This window comes from Arthrobacter sp. AOP36-A1-22 (assembly GCF_052377615.1).
Taxonomy (GTDB): domain Bacteria; phylum Actinomycetota; class Actinomycetes; order Actinomycetales; family Micrococcaceae; genus Arthrobacter_H.
Genome location: NZ_JBQSWX010000007.1, coordinates 16750 through 39714, shown reverse-complemented (window position 1 = coordinate 39714; position 22965 = coordinate 16750). Strand labels below are relative to the sequence as shown.

Genomic DNA, 22965 nt, shown 5'->3' with positions numbered 1-22965 from the left:
GAGGGTCCCTAGGCGGCTGCCGGGGAGAAGGTGACGCCGTGCTCTTCGGAGAGTACGCGATGGGTCTCTGCGCGTTCGCTGGCCACGCGTGTGGCGTCCCACCCCAGCACGGGGGCCAGGACCTCGGCGCATTCGTCGATGAGCGCGGTGGTGACCAGGCCGCGGAAGGCCAGCGAGGTCCTGCGGATGAACACGTCGACCAGCCGTCCGACCTGCTCGTGGCGGGCCATGTGGGCCAGTTCGTCGACGCTGAGTTCGTCGCAGCTCAGCAGCAGGGCGTCCTGCTCGCCGCTGGCCTCCAGGACCTCGTCGGCACGGGTACCGTAGCGTTCGAGCAGGACGGCCAGTCGGTCGCGGCTTGCCCGTGAAGTCCTGGCGGAGATCCACTGTTCGCGTTCGACGTCGTTGCGCGGGTAGTCCACGCCGCCGCCGATGGCCAGGGCGCTGGTATCCGGCCCGGAGGGGCGTCCCAGTGCCGTGAGCACTTCGCCTCCCAGGTGTTCGGCCAGGGCCCGGAAGGTGGTCCATTTGCCGCCGACCAGGCTGAGCATCGTGGACCCTTGGCCGCCCGATCGCTTTTCGATGCGGTAGTCACGCGAGACGAAGCCGGGCTGGGTGTCGTCGTGGCGGGGCAGCGGGCGGATGCCTGAGAAGCGGTAGACGATCTCCTGCCGCGAGACGGCGACCTCGGGGAAAACATGGTTGATCAGATCGAAGAAGTAGTCCACTTCCTCTTCGGTGCAGCGTGCCGGCTCGCCCGGGTCCGCGTCGATGTCGGTGGTGCCCACCAGGACCCGGTCCCCCATCGGGTAGATCAACACGATGCGTCCGTCGCTGTGCTCGAAGAAGATCTCCCGGCCGCCGCAGGCGGCGAGCAGTTCGGGGCTGTCCAGGACGATATGCGAGCCCTTGGTCCCTCCCATGAACCGGCTGTCCTGACCCAGGGCGTGGTTGGTCTCATCGACCCAGGCGCCGGTGGCGTTGACGATCACCGGGGCCGTGAACTCGAATTCCTCGCCGGTGAGTTCGTCGCGCAACGTCGCCACGCCGTCGTGCTCGTTGACCAGGGAGACGTAGTTGGAGGCCCGTGAGTCCGGGTTGGCGCGCAGGCCGTCCTGGAGCACATCGAGGGTGAGGCGTTCGGGGTTGTGCACGGAGGCGTCGAAGTAGGTGGCCGCGTACTTCACGTCCTGGCGCAGTGCCGGCAGATCGTGCAGGGCCCGGCGACGGCCGTGGAACCGGTGGCGTTCGGTCAGCCGTCCGGAGCCGGCGAAGGCGTCATACATCATCAGGCCGGCCTTGATCAGCAGGGCCCCGCGTTCCTGCGGCTTGCCGTTGCGGTGGGTCAGGAAGCGGGCCGGGGCGCTGAGGATCCCCGAGAAGGTGGAGAAGATCGGGATGGTGGTGCGCAGCGGCTTGACGTAGTGCGGGGCGATGGCCAGCAGCGTGTTGCGTTCCTGCACCGATTCGTGGACGAGGCGGAACTCGCCGTTTTCCAGGTACCGGATTCCGCCGTGGATCATATGCGAGGAGGCGCCGGAGGCCCCCTGGCAGTAGTCCCCGCGCTCCACCAGCGCGACGTCGATGCCCTGCAGGGCCAGGTAGCGGAAGGTGGCGACGCCATTGATTCCTCCTCCGACGATGAGGACCTGGGCACGGGGCCTCTCCGACAACCGGGAAACGGCAGGACGGGCTGCTTGCGTGGATGACACTTAGATCTGTCCTTTGCTGCGAAATGGAACTGTTGGCCCCTGAACGGGCAACCGCCCAGTAGTCTGTCCAGTGGAGAACGTTGCCGTCAATCGGAATGCACAAACGTGCAGGAAGCGGAGGAATCATGCCGTACGACCCGCTGGAGGAGGATCCGGAGAACGGATCCGGTGACCCGAACGTTCATGGCGTACGACACACGTCCGGTGACCGGCGCGAACGCGATGCGCTGCGGGCGGCCCAGCTGTACTACGTCCAGGAACTGACCATGGAGGCCATTGCCCGGGACCTGGGGGTCTCCCGGTCCACCGTGTCCCGCTTGCTGTCACTGGCCAAGCGCAATGGCCTGGTCAAGATCGAGTTGAATCCCCCGCGCGGCCGGGCCACGTCGTTGGTCAGGGCCCTGGAAACCAGATACGGGGTCAGGGCCCATGTGGTGCCCACCGACGGTTCTCTCAGTGAGGCCGAGGTCCTCGAACGCGTGGCCGCCCACGGGGCCCATGTGGTCCAACCGCTGATCTCTTCGGGAATGACCGTCGGGCTGGCCTGGGGGTCCACGCTGACCGCGTTGAGCCGGCACCTGGTGCATAAACCCACCCATGACACGGTCTTCGTCCAACTCAACGGCGCCGCCAACCCGCAGACCACGGGCATCTCCTATGCCAGCGAGATCCTCTTCAGGTTCGGGGCGGCCTTCACCGCCCGGGTGGAACAGTTCCCGGTCCCCGCCTTCTTCGACCGGGCCGAGACCCGGGCCGCCATGTGGCAGGAACGATCTGTCCGCCGCGTGCTGGACACCCAGTCAGAGTGCCGTTTGGCGGTCTTCGGGCTGGGCTCCATCGACGCCGCGGTCCCCAGCCAGATCTACCGCGGAGGCTATGTCAGCGCCCGGGAAGCCGCCGCCTTGCGTGAACAAGGGGTGGTCGGGGACGTGGCCACCGTCTTCTACCGTCGCGATGGCAGTGACGACTCGATCTCGATGAACGACCGCTCCACCGGTCCCCCGCTCGACGCCCTGCGCCGGGTTCCGCAACGGCTGGCGATCGTCGCCGGCCGGGGCAAGCTCGAAGCCGTCCGCGGCGCACTGGAGGGCCGACTGATGACCGATCTGGTGATCGACGAGGGGACCGCCTGGCGGTTGCTTAAATGAGCACCGGCGGCCGATAGGCTCATCCCATGGACATCCCTTCCGACTACCGCGCCCCCTGGGTCACCCGCCACCGACACCTGGGCTCGGACCTGGCGGTCAGGACCTACCCCTCCCGGGGCCCCTCGCAGGGGATCATCCTGGCGATCCATGGGTTCCGTGGGGACCACCACGGACTGGACCTGCTGGTGCGCAACCTTCCCGGCTACACCGTCATCGTTCCCGACCTGCCCGGGTTCGGTGATTCCACGGCCTACCCCGACGCCCGCCACGACGCGGCCACCCAGGCGGGGGTCATCGAAACCGTGCGCGCCGAGCTGGGGATCCCGGCCTCGGCCGTCCTGCTGGGGCACTCCTTCGGAACGATCGTCGCCTCCCGCTACCTGGCCGAACATCCCGGCAGGTTCGCCTCGCTGGTGCTGATCAACCCCATCTGCGAACCGGCGCTGGAGGGCAGCCAGGCCGTCTTCTCCCGGGTCGCGGCCGGCTACTACGCCGCCGGTCGGATGTTGCCCGAACGCCTGGGCCTGGCGGTGCTGCGCAACCGGCTGATCGTCGATGTCATGTCGGCCGCGATGGGCACCTCCGGGGATCCGCGGACCCAGGCCTATGTGGTGGACCAGCACCGGCGCTATTTCAGCCGCTTCGCCACCCGGGCCAGCCTGCAGGAGGCCTTCGCCTCCTCGATCACCGATACGGTCCGTGACGTCGCCGCCGAGGTGGAGGAGCCGACCCTGCTGATCGTCGGCGCCCTCGACGACCTCGGCTCCATCGAGGGGCAGTATTCCTTGGCGGCCAGGTTCCCGCAGGCCAGGGTCGAGGTCATCGCCGGGGTGGGGCACCTGATCCACTACGAACGCCCGCGGACCGCGGCCAGGATGATCACCGGTTTCCTGACCGGCAAGAACTAGAGCAGGCCCTGCGGGTCGACGCGTACCGCGACCACCGGATCGCGGTTGGCCGAGGACCTGGCCTTGACCCGGCGCAGTTCAGCGCAGAGCGGTCCGCCCTGGCCGTAGGAGAAGAACAGCAGCCACCGGTGGACCCCGTCCTCTTCGATCACCGGTCCGGTGAGCCTGACCGATTCGGGAAGCTCGAGTGCTTCGGCAAAGGCGTCGGCCGCCAGGGCGGGACCCGAGAGGGAGGCCGTGCGCACCGCGGGGGGCAGCTCCAGTTCACGCCGCAGGTTCAGCTCGCGTTCGGCATAGCCGGCGGCATCCCAGCGCACCAGGGCGCGGACCGGATCGGACTCCCCCGCCGCGATGACCACCACGCCACCATCCCGTGATGACCTGCCCAGGGAGGCGGCCGCGAGCCAGCGGTGGAGCACTTCCTCCCCGGTGCGCAGTTCATCGCGGGCGAGCATGCGGTCCCCGTCCAACAGCAGCACCGCGGCGTAGCCGCCCTCGGCCACCGGCTCGGCCCCCGGGGTGGCGACCACCAGCGACGGGGATCCCGGGACACGACGGCGGGGCAGGCCGCCGGTGGCGCTGACGACCGGGACCTTGGGGAAGGCCCGGCCCAGTTCCTCCGCCGTGCGGTCGGCCCCGATGGCCGCGGCCCGCAGACGCCGCCCCCCACAGGTGGGGCAGGTCCAGTTCGGGGCCTGTTCCCCGCACCACCGGCAGCCGGGGACGGCGGAGGAATGATCCAGACCCAGAGGGCCGGAACAGGCGGGGCACCGCACCGGTTCGCGGCAGCGTTCACAGCGCACGGCCGGCAGGAAGCCGGTCCGGGCCACCTGTACCAGCACCGGACCGTGCTCCAGCGCCTTCGACGCCGTCGACCAGGCCAGCTTCGGCAGCCGGGCGGCATGCAGGACCGGGTCACGTTCCTGCTCGAAGGAATCGGAGCTGGCCACCACCCGGGGCGCCTGGGCCCGCAACAGGGCCCGCGGGGCCGTCAGTTCGGCGGCCCACCCGGTCAACACGAGGCGCTGGGCCTCGGCGCTGCGCGAGGTCCCGGCCATCAGCAGGGCGCAGCCGGCCAGTTGGCACCGCAGCAGCAGGGTTTCGCGGGCGTGCTGGTAGGGGGCCCGTGGTTCGGCGTGGCTGGAATCCTGGTCCTCCCACAGCACCACCAGTCCCAGGTCGTGGACCGGGGCGTAGGCCGCCGACCGGGTCCCCACCGCCACCGATGCCTGGCCGCGGGAGATCCGCAGGAATTCCCGGTAGCGCGGGGTGGCCCCGTCCTCGGCGCTGAGCCGGGCGACGACCGCCGGGCCCAGCAGGGCGGTCAAGGTCTCGGCGGCCCGATCCAGGTCGCGGGCATCGGGGACGACGACCAGGGCCCCCCGCCCCGAATCCAGGCAGGCTCCCACCGCTTCGCCGAGCAGGGCAGGCCAGCCCCCCGGCTGGTTGGGCATCACGCTGAGCACGGCCCGGGGGGCGCCGCCGCCGGCCAGCGACTCCAGGAACCCTGCTCCACCGTCGTACTCCGGCACCGACGACGGCGTCACGCGCGGGCCCTCGTCGGTGGGGGCCGCCGGGAGTGCGGCCCGTGGGGCATCGGAGGCGTCGGCGGCACTGGTCTCGGTTTCGACGCGGGCCATCCGCGGGGGGATGGCGGAGCGGACGACATCGGGAAGGGTTCCGGCGTAGCGGTCCGCGACGGCCCGGCATAGCCGCAGGACCTCGGGGCGCAGGACGACCTCGTCGGAGACGATCTTCCCCAGTGGCTGCAAGCTCACCCCGGGGTCGGTTTCGGCCAGTCGTTCCACGAGATATCCGGTCAGTTCCTGCCCGCCGAAACGGGCCCGGATGCGTACCCCGGGGATGGCCCGGGCCTCCAGTTCCGCGGGCACCAGGTAGTCGTAGAGCCGGTCCAGATGCGGGACCTGGGTGTCGAGCAGGACCCGGGCCACGGGCAGCGAGGCCGCCGGGGTGACCCCGGTGGGCAGGGGCCGGCGCACGTCGAAGCCCTGCAGCAGCGTGGGCTGCTCGGGCTCTGCGGCTGACCGGTCCACGAGGCCCTCCTAGAGGTTGAAGTAGTGGCGCAGCGCCTCGACGCGGTTGGTCTGCTCCCAGGTGAAGCCCGGTTCCTCGCGGCCGAAGTGGCCGTGGGCGGCGGTGCGCTGATAGACGGGACGCTTCAGATCCAGATCCTCGATGATCCCCAGCGGGCGCAGATCGAAGACCTCCTCGATGGCGCTGGCGATCTTCAGCGGATCCACGGTTTCGGTGCCGAAGGTCTCCACGTACAGCCCCACGGGCCGGGCCACGCCGATGGCGTAGGCGACCTGGATTTCCGCGCGGCGGGCCAGCCCGGCGGCCACCACGTTCTTGGCGATCCACCGCATCGCGTAGGCGGCCGAACGGTCGACCTTGGAGGGGTCCTTGCCGGAGAAGGCCCCGCCGCCGTGCCGGGCGAAGCCGCCGTAGGTATCGACGATGATCTTGCGTCCGGTCAGCCCGGCATCGCCGACCGGGCCACCGATGATGAATGGGCCGGAGGGGTTGAGGATGATCCGGGTGTTGGAGATGTCCAGATCGGTTCCGGCCAGCACCGGGCGCACCACCAGTTCGTGCAGATCGGTGCGCAGCGCCTCGAGTTCGAGTTCGCGGGCATGCTGGGAGGAGACGACGATGGTCTCCACCGAGACCGGGACGTCCCCGTCGTAGCCGATGGTGACCTGGGTCTTGCCGTCGGGACGCAGAAGCGGCTGGGCCCCGGTCTTGCGGACCTCGGTGAGTTTTTCGGATAGCCGTTGGGCCAGCCAGATGGGGGTGGGCATCAACACGGGGGTCTCGTCGGAGGCATAGCCGAACATGATGCCCTGGTCCCCGGCGCCCTGGGCGTCCCGGGGATCCTGGCCGGTGCCTTCGCGTTGTTCCCAGGAGTTGAACACGCCGTCGGCGATCTCCTGGGATTGCTGGCCGATGGAGACCGAGACGCCGCAGCGGGCCCCGTCGAATCCGTTGGCCGAGGAGTCGTAGCCGATGTCCAGGATGGTCTTGCGCACCAGATGCGGGATCTCGACGTATCCGGCCGTGGTGACTTCACCGGCGACGTGCACCAGACCGGTGGTGACCAGCGTTTCCACGGCGACGCGGGAATTCGGGTCCTGGGCGAGCATCTCATCGAGGATGGCATCGCTGATCTGGTCGCAGATCTTGTCTGGGTGGCCTTCAGTGACGGATTCGGAACTGAACAGGCGCAGGGAGGGGTTCTGGGAAGTCACCCGATCACTCTACCGGTTCAGGAGGGTCCCCACCGTCGCGATGAGTCCGCGGGCCACCTCGTCCTTGCTCCCGTCGATCCGGGTGGGTTCGGCGCCGTCGGAGGCCAGGATGGTGACCGTGTTGTCTTCGGTGCCGAAGCCCAGCGTGGCGGAGACCTCATTGACGACCAGCAGGTCACAGCCCTTGCGCACGAGTTTGGCGTGGCCGTATTCCAGCACGGAGTTTTCGGTGTCGCCGGTTTCGGCGGCGAAGCCGACGATCAGGGCCGGGCCCTCCTCGGGGTGGTCCCGGCGGTGTTCGACCAGTGAGGCCAGGATGTCGGGGTTGCGCACCAGCGTCAGGCCGGGGGCCCCGTCCTCGCCGGTCTTCTTGATCTTGGTGCCGGCGTAGTCGGCGGGACGGAAATCGGCGACGGCGGCGGCCATGATGACCGCATCGGCCCCCTGGCAGGCCTCGGCGACGGCGTCCCGTAGTTCCAGCGCGGTGGAGGCGGTGGTCAGTTCGACGCCGGCGGGGACCTCGGTCTCCAGATGGGCGGCGACCAGTCGCACGGTGGCGCCGGCGGCCAGGGCGGCCCGGGCGATGGCCGTACCTTGCCTGCCGGAGGAGCGGTTGCCCAGGAAGCGGACGGGGTCCAATGGTTCCCGGGTGCCCCCGGCGGTGACGACGACGGTGCGGCCCGCCAGGGGTCCCTCCCCCGTCGTCGGCTCCTCCATGGGGGTCCGTGGGCCCGTGGCCCCGGAGGGGATCAGGAAACGGTGGGCGACGTCGAAGATCTGCGACGCCTCGGGCAGGCGTCCGGCACCGGTGTCCTTGCCGGTCAAACGGCCCACGGCGGGGTCGATGACGGTGATCCCGCGCGAACGCAGGGTGGCGACATTGGTGGTGGTGGCGGGGTTCTCCCACATCCCGGTGTGCATGGCCGGGGCCACCACGATCGGGGCGGTGGAGGCCAGCACCGTATTGGTCAGCAGGTCGTTGGCCATCCCGGCGGCCAGGCGGGCCAGCAGATCGGCCGTCGCCGGGGCGATGACGATCAGATCGGCGTCCTGGCCGAGGAGGACATGGTTCACGTCCTCCACGGCCTCGAACACACTGGTGCGCACCGGGCGCCCCGAGAGGGCCTCCCACGTGGCCTTGCCGACGAACCGGAGCGAGGCTTCGGTGGGGACGACGTCGACCCGGTGGCCCGATTCCGTGAACAGGCGCAGCAGCCCCGCCACCTTATAGGCGGCGATCCCGCCGCCTACTCCGAGGACGATGCGCTGCTGGGCCTTCACGGGGTGGCGCTACTGCGCGTCGTCGGCGTCGAGCGGCTTGACCTGCAGCAGGCCCTCGTTGATTTCGCGCAGGGCGATGGAGAGCGGCTTTTCGTTCAACTGGGTGTCGACCAGCGGGCCGACGTACTCGAAGAGGCCCTCATGCAGCTGCGAGTAGTAGGCGTTGATCTGCCGGGCCCGCTTGGCCGAGTTGATCACCAAGGCGTACTTGGAATCCGTGGTGGTCAGCAGCTCGTCGATCGGCGGATTGATGATGCCTTCGGTGTTCGTAGACACGAAGCCTCCAAATTCTGTGTGGTGTTCGTCGGTGCCGGTCGGCCCCGACTACCGCTGGTGCGGAGTCAGGCCCATCTGGGAAACCAGCTCGTCGGCTGCACGCCGAATATCGTCGTTCACGATGGTGACGTCGAATTCGGATTCGGCAGCGAGTTCCAGTTTAGCGGTATCGAGCCGTCTTTGCTGTTCCTCCTCCGATTCGGTGCCGCGTCCGATGAGCCGGCGGACCAGTTCCTCCCAGCTGGGCGGGGCCAGGAACACGAATTTCGCCTCCGGCAACGACTCCTTCACCTGGCGGGCACCCTGCAGGTCTATCTCCAACAGGACCCGGCGTCCGGCGGCCACGGCTTCGGCGACCTTGGTGCGGATCGTCCCGTAGCGGTTGCGTCCGTGGACCACCGCCCATTCGAGCATGTCCCCGGCCCCGACCAGTTCGTCGAAGGCGTCCGGGCCCACGAAGAAATAGTGGATTCCATCCTGCTCCCCCGGCCGGGGGTCGCGTGTCGTCGCCGAAACGGAGAGCCACACCTCCGGGTAGTGGTCACGGATGTAGGTGGAAACGGTCCCCTTGCCCACTGCTGTGGGGCCGGCGAGGACGGTGACTGGCGGGTGGCTGGAAGCCGGCATGGTGTCCTTTGTTACTTTTTTGCGTGTGGCGGCGTGTCGTCGAAGTGGGACCGCAGCGCCGCCTGCTGTTTACGTCCCAGGCCGCGCAACCGGCGATTCGCCGAGATGCCGATGCGTTCCATCAGCGCCGCGGCCCTGACCGAACCGATCCCGGGAACCGACTCCAACAGATCCGCAACGCGGAGGCGTCCGACCGCCTCATCGCTGCGGGCCAGCTCGAGCAGCTCCGCAATGGGCAACTCGCCGCGGCCGAAGCTGTTCTTCACCTCGGCTCGGCGGGTCCGCGAGACCAGGGCCTTGGCCCTCGCCTTCGCACGGTCTTCCTCCGATAATGACTTCAAAACCATAGCGTAATCCCCTGCCGACTAGGAATCGGTCGTCACCGGGAACCGAACGTGCCTAGTGACGATGTGATCCGAACCTAGCGAACCCTGGGACCAGGCGCAATGGTCGCAGGCCTGCCGACTCAACCGCGCAAGGAGTCCTGGACGTCGATGGCGGCCCTGCGCAGCGTCGCGATATCGGGTCCATGGCGCAGGATGTCGCGGCTGGAGGTGGGCACCAGTTGGTCCCAGACCGCGCCGAACACCGCCCGCAAATCCTCCGGCGTGGCTCCTTGTGCCCCCAGCCCCGGGGCCAGGATCGGGGCCTGGCTGGCCGCCAGATCGATCCCCAGTTCCTCCAGGGCCGGGCCGACGGTCGCCCCGATCACCAACCCGGTGGAGCCCAGCTGCGCCCCCTGGTTCTCCCGGGCCGTGGCCTCGACGATCCCCCGCGCCACCGAGGCGGCCCCGCCGACATGCTGGACGCTGGCCCCCTCGGGGTTGGAGGTCAGCGCCAGGACGAAGATCCCGCGGCCGCTGGCGGCGGCGGCCTCCAGGGCCGGACGCAGCGACCCGAACCCCAGATAGGGGCTCAGCGTCACCGCATCAGCGGCCAGGGGGGACCCATCGCGCAGCCAGGCGTCCGCATAGGCGGCCATGGTGGAGCCGATATCCCCGCGTTTGGCATCGGCCAGGGACAGCAGCCCGGCCTGCGAACATGCAGCCAGGGTCCGTTCCAGGGCGGCCATTCCGGCCGACCCGTGGCGTTCGAACAGGGCGACCTGGGGTTTGACCATGGCGACTTCTCCGGCCAGGGCCTCCACCACCGAGAGGGCAAATCGTTCCACCCCGGCCGCATCGTCGGTCAACGCCCAGTCGGCCAGCAACCCCGGATGCGGGTCGATCCCCACGCAGAGCGGACCGTGCACGGCCATGGCCCGGGCCAGCCGGGAGCCGAAAGGCTCCCGGCCGGCGTCGTGCGGTGCACTCACGGCTCAGGCCCCCTGGCGGGAGTCGTTGAGCCGTTCGGCGTGCTCCTGCAGGGAGGTGACCGACCATTCGAACTGGCGCATCGCCTGGATCGCTTGGATGGCCGCCCCGAAGGAGGCCACCGTGGTGATCACCGGGGTGCCGACCGAGGTCGCGGCCGCCCGGATCTCGTACCCGTCTCCGCGGGCATCGCCTCCCGAGGGGGTGTTCAGGATCATGTCGATCTTGCCGTCGGTGATCAGATCCGCGATCGTGGCTTCCCCGTCCTCGGTGCCTTCGCGGACCTTGCGGACCACGGTGGCGGTGATGCCGTTGCGGCGCAGGACCTCGGCGGTCCCGCCGGTGGAGACGATCTCGAAGCCCAGATCGGCCAGGTGCTTCACCGGCAGCACGATGGAGCGCTTATCCCGGTTGGCCACCGAGACGAAGACCCGTCCGTGGGTGGGCAACGGCGAATTCGCGGCCGCCTGGCTCTTGGCGAAGGCGGTGTCGAAGTACTTGTCGATGCCCATGACCTCGCCGGTGGAGCGCATTTCCGGGCCCAGCAGCGAGTCGACGACCCGGCCTTCGGGGGTGCGGAAGCGGGCGAAGGGCAGTACGGCCTCCTTCACCGAGACCGGGGCGTCGTCGGGAAGATGCGATCCGTCGCCGCTGGCCGGCAGCAGGTGGTGGACCTCGCGCAGGTGCTTGATCGAGACCCCCGTCCCGATCAGGGCGGCCCCCTTGGCCAACTGCACCCCGGTGGCCTTGGAGACGAACGGCACCGTGCGGGAGGCCCGCGGGTTGGCTTCGATGACGTAGAGGACGTCGGAGGCCAGGGCGAACTGGATGTTGATCAGCCCCTGGACCCCCACCCCGCGGGCGATGGCCAGCGTGGCTTCGGCCACCCGGGCCTGGACCTCGGTGCCCAGGGTGATTGGGGGCAGCACGCAGGCGGAGTCACCGGAGTGGATGCCGGCCTCCTCCACGTGTTCCATGATGCCGCCCACGTAGATGTCGGTGCCGTCGTAGAGGGCGTCGACATCGATTTCGATGGCATCCTCCAGGAAACGGTCCACCAGCACCGGGTGGTCGATGGTGATCTCGGTGGCGTGTTCGATGTAGCGGGCGAGGTTCGGCTCGTCGTAGACGATTTCCATGCCGCGGCCGCCCAGCACGTAGGAGGGCCTGACCAGGACCGGGTAGCCGATCTCGTCGGCGATGCGCTTGGCGTCCTCGAAGGAGACTGCGGTGCCGTTCTTCGGGGCGATGAGCCCTCCGGCGTCCAGGACCTGCTGGAAGGCACCCCGGTGTTCGGCCAGGTCGATCGCCTCCGGCGAGGTGCCCAGGATCGGGACCCCGGCGTCGGCCAGTTCCTGGGCCAGCTTCAGCGGGGTCTGCCCGCCGAGCTGGACGAAGACGCCCAGCACCCCGCCGGTCGCCTCCTCGGCGTGGATGACCTCCAGCACGTCCTCCAGGGTCAGCGGCTCGAAGTACAGCCGCGTGGAGACGTCGTAGTCGGTGGAGACCGTTTCGGGGTTGCAGTTGATCATGACCGTCTCGTGTCCGGCCTCCCGCAACGCCATGGTGGCGTGGACGCAGGAGTAGTCGAACTCGATTCCCTGGCCGATCCGGTTCGGTCCCGAGCCCAGGATGATGATCGAGGGCTTCTCATGCAGCTCGACCTCGGACTCCTCGTCGTAGGAGGAGTAGTGGTACGGGGTGTAGGCGGCGAATTCGGCAGCACAGGTATCGACCGTCTTATAGACGGGGCGCACGCCCAGGGCATGACGCACCCCGCGGACCACTGCCTCGGGGGTGTGGGTCAGCGCGCCGATCTGCTCGTCGGAGAAACCGTGGCGTTTGGCCAGACGCAGCACGTCCTCGGTGAGGGAGCCGGCCTCCCGGATCTGTTCGGCGATCTCGTTGATGAGCACCAGCTGGTCCAGGTACCAGGGGTCGATCCCGGTGGCCTCGTAGGTTTCCTCGATGCTCGCCCCGCCCAGCAGTGCCTGCTGGACCATGGCCAGCCGGCCGGTGGTGCCGACCCGGCTGCGTTCGAGCAGGCCGGGCACGTCCATCGCGTTCGGTGTGGTGAACTGCAGCTGGGCGTCGCGCTGTTCCAGCGAACGCAGCGCCTTCTGCAGGGCCTCGGTGAAGTTGCGGCCGATGGCCATGGCCTCCCCGACGGACTTCATGGTGGTGGTCAGGGTCGGATCCGCCGCCGGGAACTTCTCGAAGGCGAACCGCGGGACCTTCACCACGACGTAGTCCAGCGCCGGTTCGAAGCTGGCCGGGGTCTTGCGGGTGATGTCGTTGGGGATCTCGTCCAGGGTGTAGCCCAGGGAGAGCTTGGTGGCGATCTTGGCGATCGCGAAACCGGTGGCCTTCGAGGCCAGCGCGGAGGAACGGGAGACGCGCGGGTTCATTTCGATGACGACCACCCGGCCGGTGTCGGGTTCGATCGCGAACTGGATGTTGCAGCCGCCGGTGTCCACCCCGACCTCGCGGATGACCGCGATCGAGATGGTGCGCAGCTTCTGGTATTCGCGATCGGTCAACGTCATGGCCGGGGCGACGGTGATGGAGTCACCGGTGTGCACCCCCACGGGGTCGAAGTTCTCGATGGAGCAGACGACCACGACGTTGTCGTTCGCGTCGCGCATCATTTCCAGCTCGTATTCCTTCCAGCCCAGGATGGACTCCTCCAGGAGCACCTCGGAGGTCGGGGAGTACTGGATGCCGGCCCCGGCGATGCGGCGCAGGTCCTGCGCGTTGTAGGCCATCCCCGAGCCGAGCCCGCCCATGGTGAAGGAGGGGCGGACGACGACGGGGTAGTTCAGTTCCTCCACGGCGGCGAAGGCCTCGTCCATGGAGTGCACGATGATCGACTTCGCGGATTCGGCCCCGCAGCGTTCGACGACGCCCTTGAACTTCTCGCGGTCCTCGCCGAGTTCGATGGCTTCGATGTTCGCGCCGATCAGTTCCACGTTATGGCGCTGCAGCGCCCCCGATTTGTCCAGGGCGATGGCCGTGTTCAGTGCGGTCTGTCCGCCCAGGGTCGGCAGGATAGCGTCGGGGCGTTCCTTGGCGATGATCTTCTCCACCACCTCGGGGGTGATGGGTTCGATGTAGGTCGCGTCGGCGAACTCCGGGTCGGTCATGATGGTGGCCGGGTTCGAGTTCACCAGGATGACCCGCAGGCCCTCCTCGCGCAGCACACGCAGCGCCTGCGTTCCCGAATAGTCGAATTCGGCGGCCTGTCCGATGACGATCGGGCCCGACCCGATGACCAGGACTGACTTGAGGTCTTCGCGCTTGGGCATTAGTTCTCTTCCTTGGAGTTCGTGGACTGGTCGCCGTGGGCGGCCATCATGTCGAAAAAGCGGTCAAAGAGGTAGGCGGAATCGTGGGGACCGGCGGCTGCCTCGGGGTGGTATTGGACGGAGAAGGCAGGAACGTCCAGGCAGTGCAGCCCTTCGACGACGTCGTCGTTCAGCGAGACGTGGGAGACCTCCACCCGCCCGAACTTCTGCTCGGGGGCCTGGAAGGCACCCCCGCGGGGGGCGTCGACGGCGAAGCCGTGGTTCTGGCTGGTGATCTCCACCTTCCCGGTGGACAGGTCCATGACCGGCTGGTTGATCCCGCGGTGCCCGTAGCGCAGCTTATAGGTGCCGAAGCCCAGGGCCCGGCCCAGGATCTGGTTGCCGAAGCAGATGCCGAAGTACGGGATCCGCGCCTCGAGCACCCGGCGCAGGGTGGCCACCTGGGCGGTGGCGGTGGCCGGGTCGCCGGGGCCGTTGGAGATGAACACGCCGTCGGGCTCCAGCGCGGTGAGGTCCTCGAACGTGCTGGTTGCCGGGACCACGTGCACCCGCAGTCCGCGCTCGGCCAAGCGCTCCGGCGTGGTGGATTTGATGCCCAGGTCGATGGCGGCAATGGTGAAGCGCGGTTCGCCCTGCCAGCCGTAGTCGGCCGGTTCCACCGTGTAGGCGGTTTTCACGCTGACCTCCTCGGCCAGTTGGGAGCCCTCCATCGATTCCTGCGCGGCGACCCGGGCGACGAGCTCGGCGTCGGGGGCCACGGCGTCGTCCCCGGAGAAGATCCCGGCCTTCATGGCCCCGCGTTCACGCAGGTGGCGGGTGATGGCCCGGGTGTCCACGCCCTGGATGCCCACGATGCCCTGACGGACCAGTTCCTCGTCCAGTGTCCCTTCGGAGCGCCAGTTGGAGGGACGGCGGGCCGCGTCGCGGACGACGTAGCCGCCGGCCCAGATGCGATCGGATTCGTTGTCCTGGACGTTGATGCCCGTGTTGCCGATATGCGGGGCCGTCTGGACGATCAGCTGGCGGGCATAGGAGGGATCGGTGAGGGTCTCCTGGTAGCCGGTCATGCCGGTGGTGAAGACCGCCTCTCCCAGGGTGGTGCCACCGGCTCCATAGGACTGGCCGCGGAAGATCCGGCCGTCCTCCAGGACCAGTACTGCCGGCTCGGGGGTGGTGTTGACGCTCATGGCTTGTCCTTCTTCGGTGCGGTGCGGTCGGGGTTGGGCGCTGCGGCGCCGGTTGCGGGGATGAGGGATTCGGCTGCTGCCACCAGTGGGGCCATGTCCTCGGCCCGTCGCGGTCGGAAACCGGTATCGAGGTGGTGTTCCCCCAATTGCCAGCCCAGGACCAGCAGGCCACCGGCTTCGACGAACTTGCCGGCCATGCCGGATTCCCGGCGCACCGATTCCAGGTCGGCGGCGGGGATGAACATATCGGGGGCCCCGGTGCGGGAGAACAGCACGCCATCGGTGTGCACGGAGAGGTCGGCATTGGACTTCATGCCCAGGCCGTGGACGCTGATGCGGTCCAACCAGTCCCCCGCCGTCGTCGTGCTCACGTATTGGCCCACGGCTTCCACCAGGGGCGCGCCCAGGGTGTCGGGGGTCGGGGCCGGGGCGGCGACGTCGGACTGGCGTCCCTGGCGATGACGCCAACCCACGCGCATCAGGATGATGACCACGGCGGCGATGACGACGATGCCGATGAGGTACGGGGTGTATTCGCTCATGCGCGGGCTCCGGTGTAGGGACGGGGGGTGGCCAGGGCGCCGTCGAGGACCGTGGGGTGACCGTGGAAGAACGTGGCCCTGACCGAGCCGGGCAGTTCCATGCCGGCGAACGGCGAGTTCCGCCCCTTGGTGGACATCGTCGACGGGTCCACCGTCCAGCGGGCCGCGGGATCCACCAGGATCAGGTTGGCCGGTTCCCCGGCGGCCAACGGACGGCCCTGGTCGGTGAGCCGGCCGATCAGCGCCGGCGTGGTCGAGGTGATGCGCGCGACCCCTTCCCAGCTCATCAGGCCCGTGTCGACCAGGGTGTGCTGGACGACCGAGAGCGCTGTTTCCAGCCCGGTCATCCCCATGGCGGCCTGCGCCCATTCGCAGTCCTTGGCTTCGGAGGGATGCGGTGCATGATCGGTGCCGATGATGTCGATGGTCCCGTCGGCCAGTCCGGCGCGCAGGGCCATGACATCGGCTTCGCGGCGCAGCGGCGGATTGACCTTGTAGACGGGGTCGTAGCTGCGCACCATTTCGTCGGTGAGCAGCAGGTGGTGCGGGGTGGCTTCGGCGGTGACGTTGATGCCGAGGGATTTGGCCCAGCGGATGATCTCCACCGAGCCCGCGGTGGAGACATGGCAGACATGCAGCCGCGAGCCGACATGCTGGGCCAGCAGGACGTCCCGGGCGATGATCGATTCCTCGGCCACCGCCGGCCAGCCGGCCAGCCCCAGGACGGCGGAGACCTCGCCTTCGTTCATCTGGGCGCCCTCGGTCAACCGGGGTTCCTGGGCGTGCTGGGCGATGACCCCGTCGAAGGCCTTCACGTATTCCAGCGCCCGACGCATCAGCACCGGGTCCCAGACGCAGATCCCGTCGTCGGAGAAGACCCGGACCCGGGCCCGGGAGTCGGCCATCGCGCCGATCTCGGAGAGGCGCTCCCCGGCCAGGCCGACAGTCACTGCGCCGACGGGTCGGACGTCGACCCAGCCGCTGCGCTGACCCAGGTTGTGGACTTGTTCCACGACGCCTGCGGTATCGGCCACGGGGGTGGAATTGGCCATGGCATGCACGGCGGTGAATCCGCCGCGGGCCGCGGCCCGGGTCCCGGTTTCGACGGTTTCGGCGTCTTCGCGTCCGGGTTCGCGCAGGTGGGTGTGCAGGTCGACCAGACCCGGCAGGGCGATCAGCCCGGCGGCCTCGATGACTTCTGCGGTGGCCGCTGCTTCATGGGTTCGTGCGTCGGGGCCGACGGCGGCGATGAGGCCGTCGACCAGCAGCAGATCGGTCTCCTCGGCCCCGCCGAGGGTGGCGCCGCGGATGAGGTAGGTGGTGGTGCTCATGTGTTTCTCGATTCTCAGAGGGAGCCCGGTTGCTGTGGGTCCGCGGACAGCAGGAGGTACAAGACGGCCATGCGCACGGCGACGCCGTTGCTGACCTGTTCCAGCACGGTGGAGCGGGGGGAATCCGCGGCGGCCGAGGAGATTTCCAGCCCACGGTTCATCGGCCCGGGGTGCAGGATGATCGTCTCGCGGCCGGGCTGGGTGTCCAATGCGGCCAGCCGAGCGTCGTCGAAACCCCAGATCCGCGAATATTCGCGGGTGCTGGGGAAGAAGGAGGCATGTTGGCGTTCGGCCTGCAGGCGCAGCATCATCACCGCATCCGCCCCTTCGGCCAGGGTGGCGTCGAGGTCGTAGCTGATGGTGCACGGCCAGGCGGCCGCGCCGACCGGCAACAGGGTCGGCGGGGCGACCAGGGTGACTTCGGCTCCCAGGGTGCGCAGCAGCCACAGGTTCGAGCGGGCGACCCGGGAGTGCAGGATGTCCCCGACGATGACCACGCGCATGCCCGTCAGGTCCGAGCCGGTGGAGTCCACGCCCTGGACCTGCGCCCAGTGGTTGCGCAGCGTGAAGGCATCCAGCAGGGCCTGGGTGGGGTGTTCGTGGGTGCCGTCCCCGGCATTGACCACCGGGGCGTCGATCCAGCCGGCGGCGGCCAGCCTGGCCGGGGCCCCGGAGGACCCGTGGCGGATGACGACCCCGTCGGCGCCGATCGCCTTGAGCGTCTGGGCGGTGTCCTTCAACGATTCGCCCTTGGACACCGAGGAGCCCTTGGCGGAGAAGTTGATGACATCGGCGGAGAGGCGTTTGGCGGCGGCCTCGAAGGAGATGCGGGTGCGGGTGGAGTCCTCGAAGAACAGGTTCACCACGGTGCGCCCGCGCAGGGCCGGGAGCTTCTTGACCTCGCGGGTTCCCACGGCGGCCATGTCCTCGGCGATGTCCAGGATCCGGATGGCATCGGTGCGCGCCAGATCGGCGGTGGAGAGCAGATGCCTCATGCGCGGGACTCGATGACGACGTCGTTCACTGGTTCGCCGTGGTCGGTGTCCAGTTCGCCGAGGCGGACCCGCACCTTTTCGGAGGAGGCGGTCGGCAGGTTCTTGCCGACGTGGTCGGCCCGGATCGGCAGTTCGCGGTGGCCCCGGTCGACCAGCACTGCCAGCCTCACGATACGCGGTCGTCCCAGGTCGGAGAGGGCGTCCAGGGCCGCGCGGATGGTCCGCCCGGAGTAGAGCACGTCGTCGACGAGGACCACGACCTTGCCGTCGATCCCCCCGGCGGGCAGCTTCGTGGGCAAGGGCGTGCGGGTGGTGGAGTGGCGTAGATCGTCCCGGTACATGGTGATGTCGAGTTGACCGGTGATCGTTTCGGGATTGGTGCCCGGTTCGGCTCGGGCGATGCGCTGGGCCAGCCGTTGGGCCAAGGGGAAGCCGCGGGTGGGGATGCCCAGCAGGACCAGGTCCTCGGTGCCCTTATTGGCTTCGATGATTTCATGCGCGATGCGGGTGAGCACACGCGAGATGTCGGCTTCGGAGAGAACCGTGCGAACGCTGCTGGGACCGGTGGGCCCGGTCTCGTCGGTGGCGCCGTGTGTTTCCATGATGCCGCCTCCTTCCCCGCCTCACTGGACGGAATTTAAAGGGTGACTGCTCGCTCAAAATTACCACAGGACGACGCCGGTTCCCGCCCGGGGGGGTAGGCGCTGCGGGGATATGTGTCACGAGGCCTTGCTCATGTTCTGTCTCTGGCCCGTCAAACTCCCACGATCGGTCCGTGTCAAGCCCTCCACGTTGATCTCGTCAAGTGAGGCTATTCAAAGACACCCAGGAGTCCTTGGAAGCCTCGAGAACTTCGGTAGGCATTTCACTGTTGCACATTGGAATATCAGTTTTATGGGGTGACGTGCGCAGAGTAGAGTCGATGGCCTAACTTGTTACGCGTCGCTTCCTTGATCACGTGATGTTGCTCGGCAGCGCTTATGGGGGGAAACATCATGTTGCCTAGTGCAGCCCAAATTCACTCTGCCAGCACCATCAATCTCTTGGGCCTGGACCTGACCCCGGTGGCCTTCTGGCTGCTGATCTGCTTCGTCCCGGTTCTGGGCGGATGCTTTACCTGGTTCGGATATTCGCTCAAGCGCGGACAAAAGAAGGCCCAGCAACGGATTCGCCAGCTCGAGACCATCCTTGCCCCACTGAGCGACGAGAACCTCGTTGCCATGCGACAGTCTGCCTTGGACACGGCCCGTGCCCTCCGGGAATCCTCTCGGGCTGCGCCAGAAGCATGGATGGAGTTCGACGAGTCGCTGGTCGAGTCCCCTGACCGACGCCGTTTATTCAACACAGTGGATGCTGAATACTTCTTCGACACTGAAACCCTGGCGGGCGAGGTGTTGCATAACCGAATTCAAAAGTTCCTCCCGTCCGCTCTGACCGCGCTGGGTGTGTTGGGGACCTTCGTAGGGCTAGTGGCGGGTCTCTGGGGATTGGATCTGGGCAGCGATGCCGATAGCGCGGAATTGCGTTCCGGCATCGGTGAACTGATCTCAGGTGCCTCCCTGGCGTTCCTGACATCGATTCTTGGGGTTTCACTCAGCCTGGCGGCAAATATGTGGGGCAATCGGGTCGCCAACCAAGTCTCCCGTCACGTCAAGAAGATCCAGGAACGTATCGACCATCTCTTCAGTCGACACACGGCAGAACGATCGCTTATCGAGATCGAACGAAATTCCGTGGACTCGAACACTGCTCTGCAAGAGCTTCACGAAAAGATCGGCGTCGAGCTGCAACGAGCAGTGACCGGATTGTCTCAAGACATGCAGGCAGCGGTGACTGCTGCCCTCGAATCCTCCGTCACGCCAGCGATGGCCCAGATCAGTGAATCGGCGTCGAAGCAGTCAAGTGAAGTCTTTGAACACCTGGTGGGAAAGTTCGCCTCTTCGTTCGAGGACATCGGGAATCGGCAGGCGCAGCAAATGGGAGAGGCCGCAGGCAGCGTCGGCGAATCCCTAGGTGCCATGAGTGGTGAGTTCAGCAGCATGATGGAACGGCTGACATCCACGGTCGACGGCATGATGGAAAAGACCGGCGAACAGTCCGAGGCCTCCCAAAAACGGTTGGAGGAGTTGCTAGTGGCCATGTCGAAGCAACGGACCCATACCGAAGAGGTGGTCGCCATCCTGGCCGAGACCGTTGATGCCGCCGGCCTGACGATGAAGACTTCCTCCCAGCACTTACAAAGTGCATCACGGGACCTTGAAAAGTCCGCGAATGCGTTCACCGACGCGTCCGCAACTATTGGGGAACGCACGTCGGCCTCCGCCGAGCTCCTGGATTCCTCAACGGAAAAGCTGCTTCAAACAGTGGATCAACAGCAAGGCATCGTGGACACATTCGCGCAGCAACGCGAAGAGTTGAAACGTTTACACGGTCATATGCAGGAGGCGGGAAAGTCATTGACCGAGGCTGCAGCAACGTCCAGGGACGGTTTCACCGCCCTGGAACAGCATCAAAAATCTTATCTCCAGGGGCTCCACACAGAATTTGAACACCTCACCAATGGTCTGACGACACGTCTGGAGGCTACGCAGGATTCTATGCGGCAGTGGCTCAACGAATATTCGACAGCGGTATCCGACCAGACGCAAAACCGCTTCGAGGAATGGAACACCCAGAGTCAAGCGTATGCAGGCAAGATGCTCAATATCGCACAAGGCCTACAAGACACCCTTGAGGAGATCGACGATTTGAAAGGGCGTGTGAAGAGTGGCGTTCACACGGCGTAGGTCGAAGTCTCAGTCGAACGAGGAGGGGGACTCGTTCTGGATTTCCTTTTCGGACCTGATGTCGGCCTTGGTCATGATCTTCATCCTGGCGGTGGTTGTTCTGGTGTTGCAGCTATCGGAGAAACAGCAAGAGCTATCTGGACAACAAGACAAAGTCCAGGTTCAGCAGGATCGATTCAACGAACAGGTCTCGACTCTGAGGGAAGCCGAAATTGTCCGCAAGGACATGCTGGAGGAGATGCAAAAGACTCTCAAGGATCGCGGTATCGATGTCTTGATTACTGAAAATAACTCGGTGCTAAGCATTCCCAGCGAAAAATTGGGCTTTGCTGCTGCCTCGTACGACATTGACGATGAATTCAAGGGCGTTGCCTTATCGATTGGCTCCGTGATTTCGGAGAGTATTCAGACCGATGACCGCATGCAGTTCTTGGACACCGTCTTCGTAGAGGGTCATACCGACAACGTCGTGTTCAAGGGGTTAGAAGGGACAGGCAATTGGGGTCTGTCCACCTTCCGGGCCATCTCCCTGTGGTCGCTATGGGACGAGGAACTCTCACCCACACTGAATTTGGGAAAACTCGAGAACCAAAGCAGCCAGCTGCTCTTCTCCGTCTCGGGCTACGGACAAAGCCGACCCGTCGCCTCACAGCAGGACAACGACGCGAATCGGGCTGCAAACCGGCGTATCGATATTCGCTTTACCATCGTACGTCCCGATGCGGATGACCTACTCGATATCAGCAAGAATCTCGATAAGGCTGGTCAATAGATGTTTGGGCGCCCCCCGGCCCCAGAACTGTTCAGCCCTTCATCGCAGGTGGCAGCCACTGAGGGCTGGGCGCGATTGTTCAGCCACGCCAGTCGCCTATCGAGCAGCGCTAACGCCGGGGTAGGTATTACCCCTCTCCTCGGGAGGGCAAGAGAGGTCCTTCTGCGCGGAGACAGTGCAGAAATTGTTGCAGCCCTGAACGAAAGGAAGATGGGTCGGGCATTCATCTCGTTGTGGAATGACGAACCTGATATCGCGGCCTCCACTTTGCGGATCACACCGCTGGAGTTGCTCGGGGATTCCTCACATAGGCTGTCCCGCATGGCGACTGCAGGGTTGCTCATGGTTCATCTACGCTATTTCAGCCGGTTGGAGTCCTGGCAATCAGGACTTCTTGCGGCGCTTAGTAGTCGTATTACACAGTCCATCGGCAACCTTGAAGCAAAGCAGGATCGCAAGGACGTCATTGAATTTACCCGAAGTCACGCGGAGCTGATTCTTGACCCGACAGGCCCGGAGACAGTTGCTCGAAACTCCATCCGGAATGGGCGAAGCCTCGAGGAGTTTCTAGATGGAGCCGGACTCCCGGGGTTCGATGGTGGAGACTACGGCGAACAAATCCGGCTTTGGTACTACGTTCAGCAGATTCACGACGCGGATCCCGCCACGGATCACGACTTCCTAGCCGAACTCACCCAACCGTCGGTCTTTAAGGCCCCAGTTCAAGGCGGCTATTTCGGACATAAGATCCTTCAAGCCATGTCGGATAAGGACCAGAAGCCCGGGACGGCTTGGCTCGATACCATCCTGACTATCGCCAGGGACCCCCGGCTAGAACACACCAGAGAGTGGTTTGAATGGTGGAGGCCCCTCCCCCAATCGTGCATCGACCGGGTCAAGTCGTGGCTTAGTGCCCAGGACCTCGGTCTCTTTCTGGCAGCTGTCGAAGAATACGGGATTCGCTCGGGCCAAGAAGATCTCCAGCGCATGTTCCCCGGAAGAAAGGCCTTCCTCGAAGGACTTCTCGGGCTTGGCCTCATCAAGGAAACACGCCTGATCCTCGGCAACCAAGCGACGAAGTACGTACGCGAGCGGCTCGGAAAATCGTTACGCTCGGACATTGCCCTTCTGAAACAAGATTCCCAAAAATCCATCATCTTCGTGGACTGCGGCGATTTCCATTTGGTTGAAGGTTCGCATAATTTCCGGTTGTGGGTCTATGTCGGCAAACCAGCCGCGGCGCTGCGCGACCGAAGCAAGGGGACTTTCACCCCTGGGTTCCTTCGCGAAGATGTTCCACAAGATTTCCTTCGATCCAATGTTTATCCGTCCGCCTATGTTGATGTCACCCACCAAGGTTCCGAAAACGGGACCTGGCAATTCAAGGCCATGGACTTCTTGATTGATCACGACATTTGGTTGCCGGAGAAGAGTCTTCTAGATCCCAACACCTACCGAAACTACGCCGTACGGTTCGGCATCAGACGTCCAGCGAAATAGCGACTCTCAGGGC

19 protein-coding genes are annotated in these 22965 nt (G+C 66.3%); 5 read left to right on the top strand and 14 right to left on the bottom strand.

The window, feature by feature from the left end:
* Positions 1-8: 8 nt before the first annotated feature.
* On the bottom strand, positions 9-1712 hold the full coding sequence (locus ACT3S2_RS06090; RefSeq protein WP_444554912.1) for an FAD-dependent oxidoreductase: 1704 nt from the start codon (positions 1710-1712) through the stop codon (positions 9-11).
* Positions 1713-1837: 125 nt separating this feature from the next.
* Between ACT3S2_RS06090 and ACT3S2_RS06085 the strand changes: the two genes are divergently transcribed.
* Positions 1838-2860, top strand: a complete 1023-nt coding sequence (locus ACT3S2_RS06085) for a sugar-binding transcriptional regulator (RefSeq protein ID WP_444554911.1) — start codon at positions 1838-1840, stop codon at positions 2858-2860.
* 26 nt (positions 2861-2886) lie between these two features.
* Positions 2887-3768, top strand: a complete 882-nt coding sequence (locus ACT3S2_RS06080; RefSeq protein ID WP_444554910.1) for an alpha/beta fold hydrolase — start codon at positions 2887-2889, stop codon at positions 3766-3768.
* Here the strand turns inward: ACT3S2_RS06080 and ACT3S2_RS06075 are convergent.
* The 13 genes from ACT3S2_RS06075 to pyrR all read right to left on the bottom strand — a co-directional run bounded on the left by ACT3S2_RS06075 (position 3765) and on the right by pyrR (position 18496).
* Positions 3765-5822: a primosomal protein N' gene (locus tag ACT3S2_RS06075; RefSeq protein ID WP_444554909.1), complete on the bottom strand. Its 2058-nt coding sequence runs from the start codon at positions 5820-5822 to the stop codon at positions 3765-3767. The two genes, ACT3S2_RS06080 and ACT3S2_RS06075, sit on opposite strands and share 4 nt — an antisense overlap.
* A gap of 9 nt (positions 5823-5831) precedes the next feature.
* Positions 5832-7037, bottom strand: coding sequence for a methionine adenosyltransferase (gene metK, locus ACT3S2_RS06070; RefSeq protein ID WP_444554908.1), 1206 nt, complete (start codon positions 7035-7037; stop codon positions 5832-5834).
* Between the two features lie 9 nt (positions 7038-7046).
* Complete coding sequence (gene coaBC, locus ACT3S2_RS06065) at positions 7047-8318, bottom strand: bifunctional phosphopantothenoylcysteine decarboxylase/phosphopantothenate--cysteine ligase CoaBC (protein WP_444561388.1); 1272 nt, start codon at positions 8316-8318, stop codon at positions 7047-7049.
* A gap of 9 nt (positions 8319-8327) precedes the next feature.
* Positions 8328-8594, bottom strand: a complete 267-nt coding sequence (rpoZ, locus tag ACT3S2_RS06060; RefSeq protein WP_444554906.1) for a DNA-directed RNA polymerase subunit omega — start codon at positions 8592-8594, stop codon at positions 8328-8330.
* 48 nt (positions 8595-8642) lie between these two features.
* On the bottom strand, positions 8643-9221 hold the full coding sequence (gene gmk / locus ACT3S2_RS06055; RefSeq protein WP_444554905.1) for a guanylate kinase: 579 nt from the start codon (positions 9219-9221) through the stop codon (positions 8643-8645).
* A gap of 11 nt (positions 9222-9232) precedes the next feature.
* Positions 9233-9568, bottom strand: a complete 336-nt coding sequence (mihF, locus tag ACT3S2_RS06050) for an integration host factor, actinobacterial type (RefSeq protein ID WP_444554904.1) — start codon at positions 9566-9568, stop codon at positions 9233-9235.
* A 119-nt stretch (positions 9569-9687) separates the two neighbouring features.
* Entirely contained in the window at positions 9688-10536 is an 849-nt protein-coding gene (gene pyrF / locus ACT3S2_RS06045; protein WP_444554903.1) for an orotidine-5'-phosphate decarboxylase, read from the bottom strand.
* Positions 10537-10539: 3 nt separating this feature from the next.
* The gene (gene carB, locus ACT3S2_RS06040) at positions 10540-13839 is read right to left on the bottom strand and encodes a carbamoyl-phosphate synthase large subunit (protein WP_444561387.1); all 3300 of its coding nucleotides are present in this window, start codon (positions 13837-13839) and stop codon (positions 10540-10542) included.
* Positions 13839-15026, bottom strand: coding sequence for a glutamine-hydrolyzing carbamoyl-phosphate synthase small subunit (gene carA, locus ACT3S2_RS06035; protein WP_444561386.1), 1188 nt, complete (start codon positions 15024-15026; stop codon positions 13839-13841). The genes carB and carA overlap by 1 nt, the downstream gene beginning before the upstream one ends.
* Positions 15023-15568 (bottom strand): PH-like domain-containing protein, encoded by a 546-nt coding sequence (locus tag ACT3S2_RS06030; protein ID WP_444561385.1) that lies wholly within the window; start codon positions 15566-15568, stop codon positions 15023-15025. Before ACT3S2_RS06030 ends, carA begins: the two co-directional genes overlap by 4 nt.
* Positions 15565-16899 (bottom strand): dihydroorotase, encoded by a 1335-nt coding sequence (locus tag ACT3S2_RS06025; protein WP_444561384.1) that lies wholly within the window; start codon positions 16897-16899, stop codon positions 15565-15567. The genes ACT3S2_RS06030 and ACT3S2_RS06025 overlap by 4 nt, the downstream gene beginning before the upstream one ends.
* 14 nt (positions 16900-16913) lie before the next feature.
* Positions 16914-17894 carry an aspartate carbamoyltransferase catalytic subunit gene (locus ACT3S2_RS06020; RefSeq protein ID WP_444561383.1) on the bottom strand — a complete coding sequence of 327 codons (981 nt, stop codon included), beginning with the start codon at positions 17892-17894 and terminating at the stop codon, positions 16914-16916.
* Positions 17891-18496: a bifunctional pyr operon transcriptional regulator/uracil phosphoribosyltransferase PyrR gene (gene pyrR / locus ACT3S2_RS06015; RefSeq protein WP_444561382.1), complete on the bottom strand. Its 606-nt coding sequence runs from the start codon at positions 18494-18496 to the stop codon at positions 17891-17893. The genes ACT3S2_RS06020 and pyrR overlap by 4 nt, the downstream gene beginning before the upstream one ends.
* A 393-nt stretch (positions 18497-18889) precedes the next feature.
* Between pyrR and zorA the strand changes: the two genes are divergently transcribed.
* The 3 genes from zorA (at position 18890) to ACT3S2_RS06000 (ending at position 22952) form a co-directional block, all read left to right on the top strand.
* The gene (zorA, locus tag ACT3S2_RS06010) at positions 18890-20680 is read left to right on the top strand and encodes an anti-phage ZorAB system protein ZorA (RefSeq protein ID WP_444561381.1); all 1791 of its coding nucleotides are present in this window, start codon (positions 18890-18892) and stop codon (positions 20678-20680) included.
* Positions 20681-20753: 73 nt separating this feature from the next.
* Positions 20754-21452: an OmpA/MotB family protein gene (locus tag ACT3S2_RS06005; protein ID WP_444561380.1), complete on the top strand. Its 699-nt coding sequence runs from the start codon at positions 20754-20756 to the stop codon at positions 21450-21452.
* A complete protein-coding gene (locus tag ACT3S2_RS06000) occupies positions 21453-22952 on the top strand; it encodes an EH signature domain-containing protein (protein WP_444561379.1) in 1500 nt (499 codons plus the stop codon).
* Positions 22953-22965: the final 13 nt, after the last annotated feature.